At 60.2% G+C, this 12,792-nt stretch carries 11 protein-coding genes and 2 pseudogenes; 4 read left to right on the forward strand and 9 right to left on the reverse strand.

Going from position 1 to position 12,792, the window contains the following annotated elements; genetic code table 11:
* Together HMPREF3148_RS11585 and HMPREF3148_RS11590 are read right to left on the reverse strand one after the other, a co-directional pair.
* Positions 1-283: pseudogene (locus HMPREF3148_RS11585) on the reverse strand (hypothetical protein); the annotation flags it as partial.
* A 105-nt stretch (positions 284-388) separates the two neighbouring features.
* A complete protein-coding gene (locus HMPREF3148_RS11590; protein ID WP_005530090.1) occupies positions 389-1,213 on the reverse strand; it encodes a Cof-type HAD-IIB family hydrolase in 825 nt (274 codons plus the stop codon).
* 57 nt (positions 1,214-1,270) lie between these two features.
* On the opposite strand from HMPREF3148_RS11590, the gene HMPREF3148_RS11595 reads away from it, so the two are divergent.
* On the forward strand, positions 1,271-2,317 hold the full coding sequence (locus tag HMPREF3148_RS11595) for a 3-hydroxyisobutyryl-CoA hydrolase (RefSeq protein WP_049192642.1): 1,047 nt from the start codon (positions 1,271-1,273) through the stop codon (positions 2,315-2,317).
* 49 nt (positions 2,318-2,366) lie between these two features.
* Here the strand turns inward: HMPREF3148_RS11595 and HMPREF3148_RS11600 are convergent, their stop codons facing one another.
* The 5 genes from HMPREF3148_RS11600 to HMPREF3148_RS11620 all read right to left on the reverse strand — a co-directional run bounded on the left by HMPREF3148_RS11600 (position 2,367) and on the right by HMPREF3148_RS11620 (position 9,086).
* A complete protein-coding gene (locus tag HMPREF3148_RS11600) occupies positions 2,367-3,575 on the reverse strand; it encodes a DUF6882 domain-containing protein (protein WP_070509176.1) in 1,209 nt (402 codons plus the stop codon).
* A gap of 12 nt (positions 3,576-3,587) precedes the next feature.
* Positions 3,588-4,727, reverse strand: a complete 1,140-nt coding sequence (locus HMPREF3148_RS11605) for a glycosyltransferase family 4 protein (protein ID WP_070419989.1) — start codon at positions 4,725-4,727, stop codon at positions 3,588-3,590.
* 18 nt (positions 4,728-4,745) lie between these two features.
* Positions 4,746-5,957: an NAD-dependent epimerase/dehydratase family protein gene (locus HMPREF3148_RS11610; protein WP_005530083.1), complete on the reverse strand. Its 1,212-nt coding sequence runs from the start codon at positions 5,955-5,957 to the stop codon at positions 4,746-4,748.
* Positions 5,958-6,096: 139 nt separating this feature from the next.
* Positions 6,097-6,696: a TetR/AcrR family transcriptional regulator gene (locus HMPREF3148_RS11615; RefSeq protein WP_070509178.1), complete on the reverse strand. Its 600-nt coding sequence runs from the start codon at positions 6,694-6,696 to the stop codon at positions 6,097-6,099.
* Positions 6,697-6,731: 35 nt separating this feature from the next.
* Positions 6,732-9,086, reverse strand: a complete 2,355-nt coding sequence (locus tag HMPREF3148_RS11620; RefSeq protein ID WP_070509180.1) for an MMPL family transporter — start codon at positions 9,084-9,086, stop codon at positions 6,732-6,734.
* A 55-nt stretch (positions 9,087-9,141) separates the two neighbouring features.
* Here HMPREF3148_RS11620 and HMPREF3148_RS11625 point away from each other — a divergent pair, with 55 nt between their 5' ends.
* On the forward strand, positions 9,142-9,795 hold the full coding sequence (locus HMPREF3148_RS11625) for a membrane protein (protein WP_049152309.1): 654 nt from the start codon (positions 9,142-9,144) through the stop codon (positions 9,793-9,795).
* Positions 9,796-9,801: 6 nt separating this feature from the next.
* Here HMPREF3148_RS11625 and HMPREF3148_RS11630 read toward each other — a convergent pair whose 3' ends face one another.
* Positions 9,802-10,347: a gamma carbonic anhydrase family protein gene (locus HMPREF3148_RS11630; protein ID WP_070509182.1), complete on the reverse strand. Its 546-nt coding sequence runs from the start codon at positions 10,345-10,347 to the stop codon at positions 9,802-9,804.
* Positions 10,348-10,349: 2 nt separating this feature from the next.
* Complete coding sequence (locus HMPREF3148_RS11635; protein ID WP_046646404.1) at positions 10,350-10,742, reverse strand: hypothetical protein; 393 nt, start codon at positions 10,740-10,742, stop codon at positions 10,350-10,352.
* A 54-nt stretch (positions 10,743-10,796) separates the two neighbouring features.
* Between HMPREF3148_RS11635 and HMPREF3148_RS11640 the strand changes: the two genes are divergently transcribed.
* Both HMPREF3148_RS11640 and HMPREF3148_RS11645 read left to right on the forward strand, forming a co-directional pair.
* Complete coding sequence (locus tag HMPREF3148_RS11640; RefSeq protein ID WP_070509195.1) at positions 10,797-11,666, forward strand: patatin-like phospholipase family protein; 870 nt, start codon at positions 10,797-10,799, stop codon at positions 11,664-11,666.
* A 114-nt stretch (positions 11,667-11,780) separates the two neighbouring features.
* Positions 11,781-12,781, forward strand: a pseudogene (locus HMPREF3148_RS11645) (HNH endonuclease signature motif containing protein).
* The last annotated feature ends 11 nt before the right edge of the window (positions 12,782-12,792 follow it).

Consider the following 12,792-nt stretch of genomic DNA (forward strand, 5'->3'; position numbering starts at 1 on the left):
ACTTATCAGCCGGGGCCTTAGGCGCGGCTGGCTTAGGAGTCGGTGCTTTCCCTGGCTGAGGCTTTGCAGACTGCTGCGGAGACCTACCCTGACCAGGCTTGTCGCCGGACTTAGCGTCAGAAGGAACATCAGCCTTGGCATCATCGCCGGACTGCGGAGGGGTGGCCTGCGAAGCCTGCTCTCCCTTGGTCGGAGTCGCGACCGGTTGGTAAACGGGTTTCTTGGACTTCTCCTGGGCAGTTGAGGAAGGCTTGCCGAGGAGGGACCTCAAAAACTGTTTCAAAACGTTCTCCAGGGGAATAGCGGCTAGCGACTGGATCAGTTTAGCCCGCGAAGTGTATGGATTCCTAAAATAATGGGGAGTGTTTCTCACCCAAATTTGGACTGCCTAAGAAATGCTTAAATCGCTGGTTGGGACACCTGCGAACAGGCCCCGCAGTACCGTAGCGACACCATTGTCGGCATTGGAGGGGGCAATGATATCCGCAATCTCTTTCAATTGCGGGTGCGCATTGTCCATCGCCACCGCCAATCCGGCAGTACGAAGCAATTCGTAATCGTTGAGGAAGTCCCCAAAAGCAGCGGTCTCAGCAAGAGGGATTGAACTCAACTCAGCCATCGCAGTCAACGCCGCGCCCTTGTCGACGCCGTCCGCCATCACGTCCAGCCACACCTTGCCGGAGATGGCCACATTGTGGTCCTGGACGACATCATCGATAGTGGGGGCAAGGTTGGCCTCAGATCCGTCCTGGCAGTAGGCCGCAATCTTGATGATGTTGTCGTGCTGCACCGCGGTGAGGTCGTCCACCCACGTCACTGCCTTGTAATACTTAGAGATCTCTGCGACGGCATGGTCCGGGATGTCACGCTCAATGAACGCGCCAGCTGGAGTGCACAAAACCAGCGTATGTTCGGCAGGAAGAGTCGCCGATGCGTCCAAGACGCGCTCGACCACCTCGACCGGTAGTGGGAAGGTCGCGATGATGTCGCCATCGCGCATGACGACGGCGCCGTTTTCCGCAATGAAGGTAGAAAACTCCGGGAACATCAGCTGCAAGGTGGCAAGTTGGCGCCCGGATGCGGGGATAAGCGTAGCGCCCTGACTCCGGGCGAGCTCGGTGAGCTCAGCAAAGTCCGGGGGAAGTTGACCTTGGGGGTCAAGCAGTGTGCCGTCCATGTCTAGCGCAATGAGCTGCGGAACCAAAGTGTCCAACCAATCTGTGATTTATCGGGGTGGCCGTATCAATTGTGATGTGTCACACTGGTGTGCATGTCTGAGAAAATAAACGTCGAAAACACAACATCCTCGCCAGTGCTTGTTTCAATTCGCAACCATACCGGAGTGATTGAGCTAAATCGCCCGCGCGCGCTCAATAGTTTGAATCCTGAGATGCTTGACATTATTCGTCAAGCTCTTTCCCAGTGGCGTCACAACGACGAGGTCGAGCAGGTGCTCGTATATTCCAATAGCCCCAAAGCTTTCTGCGCAGGTGGCGACGTACGCGCTGCGCGCGACGGCGTTCTCGCCGAAAAGTGGGCAGAGGTAGACGAGTTCTTCGAAGGCGAGTACGCGCTCAACGGGGATATCGCCGAGTATCCCAAGCCGTATATCGCTGTTATCGACGGCGTAGCCATGGGCGGAGGCTTGGGTATCTCCGCGCATGGTTCGCACCGAGTCGTTACAGAGAAGGCCTTCGCGTCTATGCCGGAGATGGCAATCGGCTACGTTACCGACGTCGGCATCGCCTACATGTCCCAGCGCATGGTCGGAACTCGCGGGGAAGCTGACCCCGCTCTGGCGAAGTTCTGGGGTTTGAGCGGTTACCGCATGTATGCAGCCGACATGCTGTGGTCTGGCCTTGCCACCCACGTCGTCAACGATGCCGATGCCTTTATCGAGGACGTCATCGCCGACGGAGTTGACGCGGCCATTGAAAAGCACGCCGTAGAACCTGAAGGTCAGCCAGAGCTGGCAGGTCTCATCCAAGACATCGACGAGGTATTCCAGCACGCAACGTGGGAAGAGATCGCAGCCGCGTTGCCACAACATCCGGAACTCGCAGAACTCTTCGCCAAACTTACCGAGAAGGCGTGCGCTTCGGCTCTGGTCGCAGCGACCGAGCTTTTCGAAGCCGAAGCCAATGCCGCTGACATTCGCGAGGCGCTGCGTATGGAACTAGAACTCGGCAAGCACATGTTGCGTCGCCCAGACTTCGCAGAGGGCGTCCGCGCTGTTCTGGTGGACAAAACCCAAGACGCGCAGTTCCAGCCGGTTGGCCAGCCGGAAGAATTCCGTGCAGCTATCGCCCGCGCTTAGAAAGCCCAAGACCCGCCGAGCGCACACTCGGCAGGCCGGGTTTTAGAAATTACAAAAGGATGCCGCGGTTTGCCGCATAAGCAGAGCGAGCGCGGGCGGCATCGCATTGCGTCGGCAGTTTTACCGCCAGTACGGCATCGGTAACATCACGCGTCGGCGTGGGCAGCGTCAAGGTAGGCGAGCTCGCCAGGAACAACCCAGTCTTTTCACCCAAGCGCGCGGTCAGCAGCGTCCATACTCCCAACACCGGCATTGCCATCTGTGGCAGATGAGCAGCCCGCGCCCACGCTAGGGGCAGCTGAGGACGCACGAAATCCGGCAGCGCATTATCGCGTCCAAAACGTAGAAGATTATGTGCAGCTTGGGCCGCGACAGTCGAGGAATACTCAGGCTCCGCCCATGCCCAGGTCAAATTCTCAGAGTCAACAACCGCGATGAGGTGCGCGTTCACGGTCGTCGAGCCGGTAGCCGTGTTAAGCACGGCGCTTCCCGTCGAAAGATCGAGTTCAGCCTCAGCGTTGGGGTAGCGTGCCTCCAGGAAGAATTGGTGCTCAACGGCAGTGAAGTGGGCGTCGGAAAGCACCTGCTCCGGCAACAAACCATAGTTGCGTCCCTGCAGAACCACGATGCGCTGGCCTTCTGGGGCGCCCTCAGGAGTAAGGCGGACTTCAGTGCCATCGCTGAGTCGAATGCTCTCCGAATCCGCGCGCGTGGTGGAGTCTGTCTCAAGGCCCATCGCTTGGGCCAAGTGCAATAGCGCCAAACGCTCGTCGACCCCACCGCTAAAGCGCTCGATGCCTGCGAGAATCGTGGCTCGGGCGTCCTGCGGAAGTTGGGTGAAGGGCACCGCTATGATTGCCTCGTGATCGCCCTGCTGAGCGCGCACGACCGGGGCGTTTCCTACCAAGAAGCGCGCAATGGTGAGCAACGATTCGTGGTAAGGCTGCGGAGCGTGGAACTCCGCCATGGGAGCTTGGGCTGCTCCTGTGGCTCGCCAAGTTAGGACCTCGTCCTCCACGGTGGCAAGGCGAATTCCCGGAAAGTCCTGCGGGCCCCTCGCTGTGTTGAAACGCACCTGAACCTTTTGATCGAGCTCAGTCTCCGCGTCTCCTTCAGGAGATGGCTGGAAGTTGAACTCGATGGCAGTTACCTTGCCCAAAAACTCGGCGAAGGAGGCGTCTATTCCGGTTTGCACGAATGCGCCGGCGGAGTAGATCTCTTCCAAGCTGGTGGGCAGTGGCAACGGCGGCAATGGCATGAGGAATCCTTGTCAGCGGTGATAGGGGTTGGCAGTAGCTTCTTCATAGGCTGCAACGAGCGCCTTTGTGGATTCTAACCATGAATACTGCTCAGCTTCGGCACGCGCGGCCTGTCCCATGGCGGCGCGTCGCGAAGAATCTTCAATCAGGCCCAGCGCTGCGCCCGCCCAAGCTTCGTCGGGAGCGTCGGGATCGATGAGGTGGCCCGTCACGCCTTCTTCGATGACGAAGGGGATTCCGCCAGCGTTGGTGCCGATGACCGGCACTCCAGAGGCGAAGGATTCCAATGCCACGAGGCCGAGGGTTTCGGTGGCAGAGGGGAAGAGGAATACGTCGCCCGAAGCGAAGGCCTGCGCGAGTTCTTCGCCGGAGAGGTAGCCGGTAAATACCGTCATCTCGGGATCGAAGGTTGCCTTGAGCGCGTCGAGGTACGGTCCCGCGCCGATGATGGCGAGGCGTGCGTCCGGTGCCTGGCCGCGCACCAGGCGGATGACGTTGTCGAGCCTTTCCAGGTCTTTTTCCTTGGAGATGCGCCCGATATAGGTCAGCAGTGGGGCCTCCGGGTGGCCGGCGGTGAGGCGTTCGCGCATGCTTGGCGACGCCTTCCTCGGGTGATACGTCTGCGTGTCCACGGCCTTGGGCCACAGTTTGACGTTGTGCATGCCGATGCCGCGGGCCTTATCCACCATCGGGCCAGAGGTGCAAAGGTTCACGGCGGCCTGGTTGTGGAGGTAGTTGATGGCGGCCTCAGTCAGTGGGCGGGTCCAGCCGATGCCGAGTGCTTCAACGTATTCGGGGACGTTGGTGTGGAAGCTGGCCACGAGTGGGACGGCGTCGCGCTGCGCCGCGAATACGCCAAGTGCAGCGGTCCAGACTGGATTGACGGCGTGGATGACGTCAGGCTCCCAGGCGCGAATCTCCGAGAAGAACTTCCAGGTGGGCAGTCCGAACTTGATCTCTGGATACACCGGCAGAGAGAGACTAGGGATGCGGGTTACCTCGAATCCCGCAAAGGTCTCTGGCGGGTTGCCTGGGGCGAAGATGCGGACCTCATGGCCCAGTACCGCGAGCTGTTTCAGGGTGTGGGTGATGCGGGTGACTACTCCGTCGATCTTTGGCAGGAAGACCTCGGTAACGATGGCTATGCGCACGATGCTTCGGTGAATTGCTTAGTGAGCGGCCTCGTTGAGGAGTTCTTCCGGAACGCCCGCATGCTGCTGCTTGGTCCACAGGGACTGGGCCGGGATCTTGGAGCGGTCCACTCGGTCGGCGTAGCGCTGCGCGACTTCCTCGACCTCGTGAAGGAGACCCTCGGACAAAGTGGTGGGTTCAAGGCCCAGCTCGAGGAAGGTGTTGTTAGAGACGTGTAATTCGTTTTCTGCGGACTCCTTGCGCGGGTTCGGCACCATGGCGAGCTTGGCACCAGAGAGTTTGGCCACCAGTTCTGCGAGATCGCGAACACGGTGGGTTTCAGTCATTTGGTTAATGATCTTGACGCGATCACCCTTGGCCGGCGGGTTCTCGAGCGCGAGTTCGACGCAGCGAACCATGTCGCGGATGTGGATGAAAGCGCGGGTCTGGCCGCCGGTGCCGTGGACGGTAAGCGGGTAGCCGATACCGGCCTGGATGAGGAAGCGGTTGAGCACCGTGCCGTAGTCGCCGTCGTAGTCGAATCGGTTGATAAGGCGCTCGTCCTTGAGGGTCTGCTCGGTGTGGGTGCCCCAGATGATGCCCTGGTGCAGGTCGGTGATGCGCAGTTCATCGTTCTTGGCATAGTACGCAAACAGGTGCTGATCCAGGACTTTAGTCATGTGGTACACGGAGCCAGGGTTAGAAGGGTACAGGATCGACTGCTCGATCGGCTCTTGGCCCTCAACCTTGACTTGGACGTCGAGGTAGCCTTCCGGAATTTCCATTCCGGCGGTGCCGTAGCCATAGACGCCCATCGTGCCAAGGTGCGCCACGTGAATGTCTTCACCGGACTCGACGATGGCAGTCAGCAGGTTGTGGGTGGCGTTGATGTTGTTGTCCACTGTGTAGCGCTTGGTGCGGGAGCTCTTCATGGAGTAAGGCGCAGCGCGCTGCTCGGCGAAGTGCACCACGGCGTCGGGACGCTCGGTGGTGAGGAACTCAAGGAGAGCGTCGTAGTCCTGCGCCACGTCGAAGTTGCGGAACTCGATGGTCTTACCGGAGACCTCGTGCCAGGCGGCGATGCGCTCTTCGATGGAGACGATCGGAGTCAAAGACTCAGCGCCTAGCTCGGTGTCGATGGCGCGGCGGGAGAGGTTGTCCACGATGATGACGTCGTGGCCTTGATCAGATAGGTACAGGGAGGCTGGCCATCCACAGAATCCGTCGCCGCCCAGAATCGCTACCTTCACTGTGGACACTCCAAATATGCTCGGGGGTAAATACGACTTACACGACAATACCCCGGAAACCACCGCTCTTGCGGGGGCCCGGGGTGAATTTTCAGTGAACTGCAAAAATCAGGGGACACTGAGCTGGGTTGTGGCTGGTCTAAGGAATCTGCTTCAGGAATTGGAAGGCATGATGCACGATCTCGCGCTTTTCAGCGGAACTGAGCTTTGTGCCGGAGCTTTCCTGGTCAGCGATCTCCGTCAGCGCGACCTTGCCCGCGGCGCCGTGTGCTGCAAGCAGGATTGCTAGTTCCAGTTTGGAATAACCTGGCATGCGGCGGCCGAAAGCCTCGACGATTCCGAAAGCCACCTTTTCATAGCGTTGACGTTCCTCAGCAGTGTGGCTCATGCTCTCGATGGACTCGCCGATTGTGACGAGCGTGGCGAGGGAATGCAGGTTGGGCTGGTCATCGTCGAGGACCTCGAGCAACATAGTCTCGAAGAATTCGTTGATGCCCATCTCCGGGGACAGGTTCTCGACATCATCGGAGTGGGAATCGAGCAAGCTCGCGGCGAAGAAGAACAAAGCATCGGAGGCCGAAGAGAAATAGTTATGGAAGGTGCGCGGGGATACCCCCGCGGCTTCAGCAATTCGGGCGACGGTGAGGTTTTCCACGCCCTCATCGACCACCAAACGCGCTGCCGAATCTGCAATGGCATGGCGCGTTGCCTGCTTCTTGGTTTCCCGCAAGCTAGACACGAGCTGCTTCCTTTCCCTTCGACTTTTCCTCTACTTTATCGCGCTGAAACTCTTTGGAGTTCTTCGTGCTGGGCACTGAGAGCCTCGCCTTCGATGTCCATGTTGGGCAGAATCCTATCGAGCCACTTCGGAATTGACCATGCCTTCTTATCGAGCAGGAACATCGTGGCCGGGATGATCATCATGCATACAACGAAGGCGTCCATGAACACACCAACCGCAAGGGCGAAGCCCATGGTCTTGATGAATGGGAGGTCAATGAGCATGAAGGCTGCGAACACGGAGATCATGATGAGCGCTGCCGCGGTCACGGTGCGTGCGCCATGCTTGAAGCCATTCGACGTCGCGTTGCCTGCGGTCTTGCCATGGACGAAGCCCTCGCGCATGCGGGTGACCAGGAATACCTGGTAGTCCATTGCGAGACCAAAGGTCAGGCCGATGAGCATGATCGGCAGGAAGGACAGCAGCGGCTGTGGGTCGTCGATGATTCCGAACATGCCCTCCTGGAAGATGGCCACGGTGACGCCGAAGGTGGCTGCCATGGACAGGCCGAAGCCAGCGGCCGCGATGAGCGGCACCCAGATGGAGCGGAAGACGAGGAGAAGCACGATGAATGCTAGGCCGAGGACGATCGCGATGTAGGGGAGGAGGACGTCGCTAAGCTTCTGCGAAATGTCATCGAAGATTGGGGTGATACCAGTGATGCCGTAGGTGCCGCCGGTGTTGTCTTCGAACTCGGCCTTGAAACCGCGGAGCTTTTCCAGGGTTTCGGTGGTGGTCTCGTCGGTTGCGCCGGTGGTCGGGGTAATCAGGATCTGCGCCGCGTCCATGTTGTCCGTGGTGGCGACGATCTGCGCATTGACGACGCCCTCGGTCTCACTGAAGTCCTTGAGGAGTTCCTGGAAGGCCGGCATGCGGTCTTGCTTTGCGACGTCCGCGACGTCGACGTAAGCGATCATCGGGGCGTTGCGACCTGGGCCGAATGCCTCTTCGGTCATCTCATAAGCATCGCGCTGCGGGGTGCCCAGCTTCGAGGTTCCGTCGGTGGGCATGGCCAGGCGTAGGTTGGCGGCCGGCAGGGCGAGGATTCCGAGCAACAGCACGCCGGCGATGAGGTGCATCCACGGGTGAGCGCGAATGCGGCGTACCCACTTTAGGCCCATGGTGGGCTTTTCGTCCTCAGGGTCCGGAACCTTGGGGCCCGGCACGCGGCCAGCGAAGACCTTGGTGCCGAACAGGCCCAAGAGGCCAGGGATGAAGGTGAGCGCGACGCAGACTGCCACAACCACGGTTGCGGCAGCGGCGATGGCCATGGTGGACAGGAACGGAATACCGATGATGGTCAGCGCTGCCAGTGCGATGACCACGGTGGCACCAGCGAAGACCACGGAGGAACCAGCGGTGCCCAAGGCCATGCCCATGGCGTGTGCGCGGGTTGCCTTGTCCATCTTCTTGAGCTCCTGCGCGAGCTCCTTCGGACTCAGATCATTGAGTCCGGAGGAGGTGATGAGCTCGTTGCGGAAGCGGGCCACGATGAACAGCGCGTAGTCGATGCCCACGGCCAGGCCGATCATGGAGGCCAGCATCGGCGTCATGTCGGAGACAGAGTCGGTGAAGACTGTGGCGAGCTGGACGCCCAGGATTCCCACGCCCACGCCGACGACGGCAGAGATGAGCGGCATACCTGCGGCCACGAAGGAACCGAAGGTGATGAGCAGGACGATGGCGGCAACGATGAGGCCGATGACCTCAGAGACCATGTTCATCTCGGTGGCGCCGTTGAAGGCATTGCCGCCGTACTTCACGGTGAGGTCACCGTCGTCGTACTTCTTGAGAACGTCGGTGACCGCGGTCATCTCTTCGGCAGGGATCTCAGTGACGGACGCGGCATCGAAGTTGATGGAGATCGTACCGGTGCGTTTGTCCTCGCTGAGAGGGGAGAGTGCGGCAAGGTCGGAATCGATCTGCTCCTGCGGCATGCCCTGCGCGGCCATTTTCTCGGTCATCTGCTTCTGCATTCCCATGGAAGCCATGACCGGGTTAACGATTGCGTCGGGGTCCTTCAGCGCGTCGGTTCCTTGCAGCTCCTTGATCATGGAATCGACTTCGCCCATGACCGCCTTATCCGTGAGCTTTTTGCCCTCCGGAGCCTGCAGTGTGATGGTGGCGCTGGGGGCACTCATTGCATCTGTCTCCGTGCCGAAGCGCTCCATCATCTGCTCTTGGGTGACGGTGGAGTCCATGTCTGGCATGGAAAAAGTGGGGCTTGGAGACTTCGCGAAGGCGCCAGTGAGGCCGCCCATCGCGACGAGCAGTACCAGCCAGAACGCGAGGAACGGCCAGACTTTTCGATATGACCAGCTACCCAAGTGGTAGAGGAATTTTGACATGTGCAGATCCTTTATGAAATTTGGGGCCGCCGCCGCGCACTGTAGACTTGCGCGCATGCTCCACGCCGTCATCTATGCTTTCGGAGACTCCGTCAACGCGCTGCTCATCGGCATCCTCGTTGCCATCGGAATCATCCTGCCACGCGGTAAATACCGCAAGGTGGCGCCGCTAATCGTGGCGGGGGATTGGCTCGGCGTGCTCGTGGCCTCCCTGGCCGTGCTCTTTATCTTCGTTGGAATCCGCGAACAGATCGTTGCCGCGCTGGAGTCGCCAATAACCGGCATCGTCCTCATCGCAGTAGGCGTGCTCATCGGTTTCGGCGCCTGGCGTTCCAAAGGCGAATCCAACCCGATGGTGGAAAAACTCCTCGTGCCGCTGCGCGAGCCCTCGCTCAAGACCGCAGCTATCGGTTTCATCATGGGCGTGGTGCAGTCGCTGACCTCCGTGCCCTTCTACGGCGGCCTTCTGCACCTCGCCGCCGGCGAGTTCTCCGACGCCACCCGCTACCTGGGCACTTTGTGGTACGCCACGCTGGCGCTCTCGCTGCCCACGCTGTGTGGAATCTTCATCGCCCTCGTGCGCGCGCAGCCGCAAAGTGCCGCTGGCAAGCTTTTTTCCGCAGCCCGCGAAAACTCCGCGCGCGTAGCCGAAATCAGCGGCTACGTCGTGGCAATCTTCCTCGTCATCATGGGTGTGCTGAGTCTCTAGCGGCCCCTAGTCGTAGTAGACGTCCTCGAGGGAAACGGCGGCGTCGGAAAGCGCCTGTGCCGTGGATAGATCAACGTAGCGTCCGGCGTGAGGGATAAAGGAATGCGATTGCTCATCGCTGAGTTCGCGGCGAACCTTTGCCGGGATGCCGGCGGCGAGGGACTTCGCTGGGATCTCCTGTCCCTCCAGCACGGGCGCGCCGGCAGCGATGAGTGAGCCCGGGCCCACTACCGAACGCGACAGCAGCGTGGCCTTCATTCCAACCAGCGTGCCAGCGCCCACGTGCGTGCCGTGCAGCATCGCCATGTGGCCAACCGTGACGTCATCCTCCAAAACGCACGCAACGTCGGCTTCCTCGTGGATGACGGAATTGTCCTGGATGTTGACGCGGGCGCCTAGGCGAATGGCGCCCACGTCCGCGCGTAGGACGCAGCCGTAGAAGACCGAGGAATCGGGGCCGATTTCCACGTCGCCAATGATGGTGGCGTTCGGAGCAATCCAGGCGCTGCGGTGAATGCGCGGGTACACACCGTTGAAAGGCAAGATGAGCATGATTAGTTTTCCTCCACGACGATGGCAAGCACGTCAGTTAATTCGAATTCGCCGGGCCCGGTGATAGCGGCGGTGATTTGTTCGCGCAGCTCCGGATCCAGGGGGATGGCCCAGCCCTTGCGCGGATCGTGCACGGGCAGTTCGCGCTTTGCGGAAACCTTAAAGTACACAGTGGCCTCCGCAGAACGCAGCGTTGCGGCCTCGCCCGACTCGGCGATTGTGCGTATGACCTCGGCGCCTACGGGGTCGGTGACCACGATGATGAGGGACTCGGCTGTGGATACGCTGAGCTTGGCGACGTCGACAAGCGGGGCGTTTCCATCCACCTGCGCCAGGCGTGGTGCGCTGGAGCCTAGCTTCGATGTGAGAGCGGAAAGCGCGTTGAAAAGACCCATGTGCAAAAGCATAGTTCTTCGGTGTTGCAGATGGACAAGCGTAAACTTGCGGCCATGATTGACGCCCTAGACACCGCGCTCGTCATCGAAGGTGGCGGCATGCGCAACTCCTACACCGCCCCTTGCATCGTCAAACTCATCCAGGAACAAGTGCAATTTGGCTGGGTTGGTGGTGTATCTGCAGGTGCTTCGCATACCGTGAATTACCTTTCCCAGGACGCCATCCGTGCCGAGGATTCCTTCGTGGATTTCGCCAACAACCCCAGCTTTGGCGGCGTGGGCTCGCTCATGCGCGGCCGCGGCTACTTCAACGCGGAATACATCTATGAGCGCTCTGCGGATAAGGACCTGCCGTTTAATTGGCAGGCGTACAAGGACAATCCTGCCATCATGAACCTGGCCGCCACCCGCGCGGATACGGGCGAGTCGGTGTACTGGTCTCAGAAGGATATTGAAAAACCGTCGGACTTGTTCGCGCGCGTGCGAGCGTCCTCGACGCTGCCGCTGATTATGCCGATGCGGGTTATCGACGGCGTGCCTTATGTGGACGGTGCGCTGGGTGAATCCGGCGGCATCACGATTGCGCAGGCAGAGTTCGCGGGTTTCAAGAAGTTCCTCTTCATCGGCTCTAAGCCTCGCGGCTACGTGCGGCCCAAGGCTGCGCGCCCGATGATGATTCGCCGCGTATTCCGGAAGAATCCAGCGGTGGCTGATGCCTTAATCACACGCCCGCCAAAGTACAACGCATCGAAGGACCGCTTGCTGGAGCTGGAGCGGGAGGGCCGGGCTTGCCTATTCTTCCCGGAGGATATGCAGGTTGCCTCGACTGAGCGCTCTGTGGCGAAGCTGCGCGCCAACTACGCGGCTGGGCGGGCCCAGACCTATGCGGAATGGCCAGGCTGGAAGGAGTTCTTGGAGGGCTAAAACGTCCACTTTTGTGGATAACAGGGGCAAGTTAGTTGACGCTACCAACGAGTTATCCACAGATTTGAAATTGCCTCTTGAGAGCGTTTGTGCTGCGCCCTTAGCGTGAGAGTCATGACGCTTCTTGCACAGTTTCTTCGCGCTCAGGCCCAAGGCACGGCACTGCTTGCCGACGCCGCCGGCTTATCCGAACGCGAACTCCTTGAGCTCGGCGCTAGCGAGGTGCAAGCGCGGAGTTTGCGGGAATTGGCGCAGGTGTACTTCGGGGAGACGAAGTTCAAGAAAATGCAGCGGCGAGCGCGCTCTTCGCGGCACGGCTTGGCCACGCTGCAGCTTATTGAGAAGTACGCCCGAATGCTGCGCAATCAACGTGACGCGTGGCGGTTGCGGGAGGAGCTGTGCACGATGACCGGCTCGGATTCAGCATTGAGGCGGCGGGCGCGAAAGTTGGTGAAGGAGTTGTCCAAGCCGCGCGCGCCGCGGGAAGGAATCCGCCTGACACGGCGCAGGGGTAAGCCGTGGACGTTGGCGCTTACTGGGCCTTCGGACATCATTGCGCAGTTGCATGCGGCGGTTGATCCGCAGCGGCCGGTGGAATCGGTCCGGGAGGCCTTCTTCAACGGGGTGGCCGAGCCCATCGCTTCGACTAATGTGATTGTGACGCTGGATGAGCTCGACCAAATCGTGGACGGCGGCGGGGAAGAGATCACGCTGCGGCTGACCAATGGCGCAACGATTAGAGGCGCTGACCTGGTACATAAGACGCTAAGCGAGCGTGGTTACGTCACGCTTGTGCATCCGCATGAGGGGCCGGTGAATCTGTACCGGACTTCGCGCTTTGCCAACAAAAGCAGCGCCTAATGGCGGCGGCGGAGAATCCTACCTGCCCGTGGGGAGACTGCAACTATCCGGCGGACCTTGCGCAGATTCATCACCTTGAGGCGTGGCGCAACGGCGGCGAAACGAATATGCGCAACCTTTCTACCTGCTGTCCCTATCACAACGGTGTCAACGACGACTCGCCGCCGGGTTCTGCGCCAGACATGTGCCCGAGCCGAGGGAGGTTGGCACGAATTCACGGAAAGGTGCGGTGGCTGCCGCCGTGGGCACAGTAGCCGCGCAAGAT

Origin of the sequence: Corynebacterium sp. HMSC05D08 (assembly GCF_001807215.1) — a bacterium.
Classification (GTDB): domain Bacteria; phylum Actinomycetota; class Actinomycetes; order Mycobacteriales; family Mycobacteriaceae; genus Corynebacterium; species Corynebacterium striatum.

Coding starts and splice junctions, on each gene's coding strand:
- HMPREF3148_RS11595 (WP_049192642.1), top strand. CDS start 1,271: ATGTCTGAGAAAATAAACGTCGAAAACACAACATCCTCGCCAGTGCTT.
- HMPREF3148_RS11600 (WP_070509176.1), bottom strand. CDS start 3,575: ATGCCATTGCCGCCGTTGCCACTGCCCACCAGCTTGGAAGAGATCTAC.
- HMPREF3148_RS11620 (WP_070509180.1), bottom strand. CDS start 9,086: ATGTCAAAATTCCTCTACCACTTGGGTAGCTGGTCATATCGAAAAGTC.
- HMPREF3148_RS11625 (WP_049152309.1), top strand. CDS start 9,142: ATGCTCCACGCCGTCATCTATGCTTTCGGAGACTCCGTCAACGCGCTG.
- HMPREF3148_RS11630 (WP_070509182.1), bottom strand. CDS start 10,347: ATGCTCATCTTGCCTTTCAACGGTGTGTACCCGCGCATTCACCGCAGC.
- HMPREF3148_RS11635 (WP_046646404.1), bottom strand. CDS start 10,742: ATGGGTCTTTTCAACGCGCTTTCCGCTCTCACATCGAAGCTAGGCTCC.
- HMPREF3148_RS11640 (WP_070509195.1), top strand. CDS start 10,797: ATGATTGACGCCCTAGACACCGCGCTCGTCATCGAAGGTGGCGGCATG.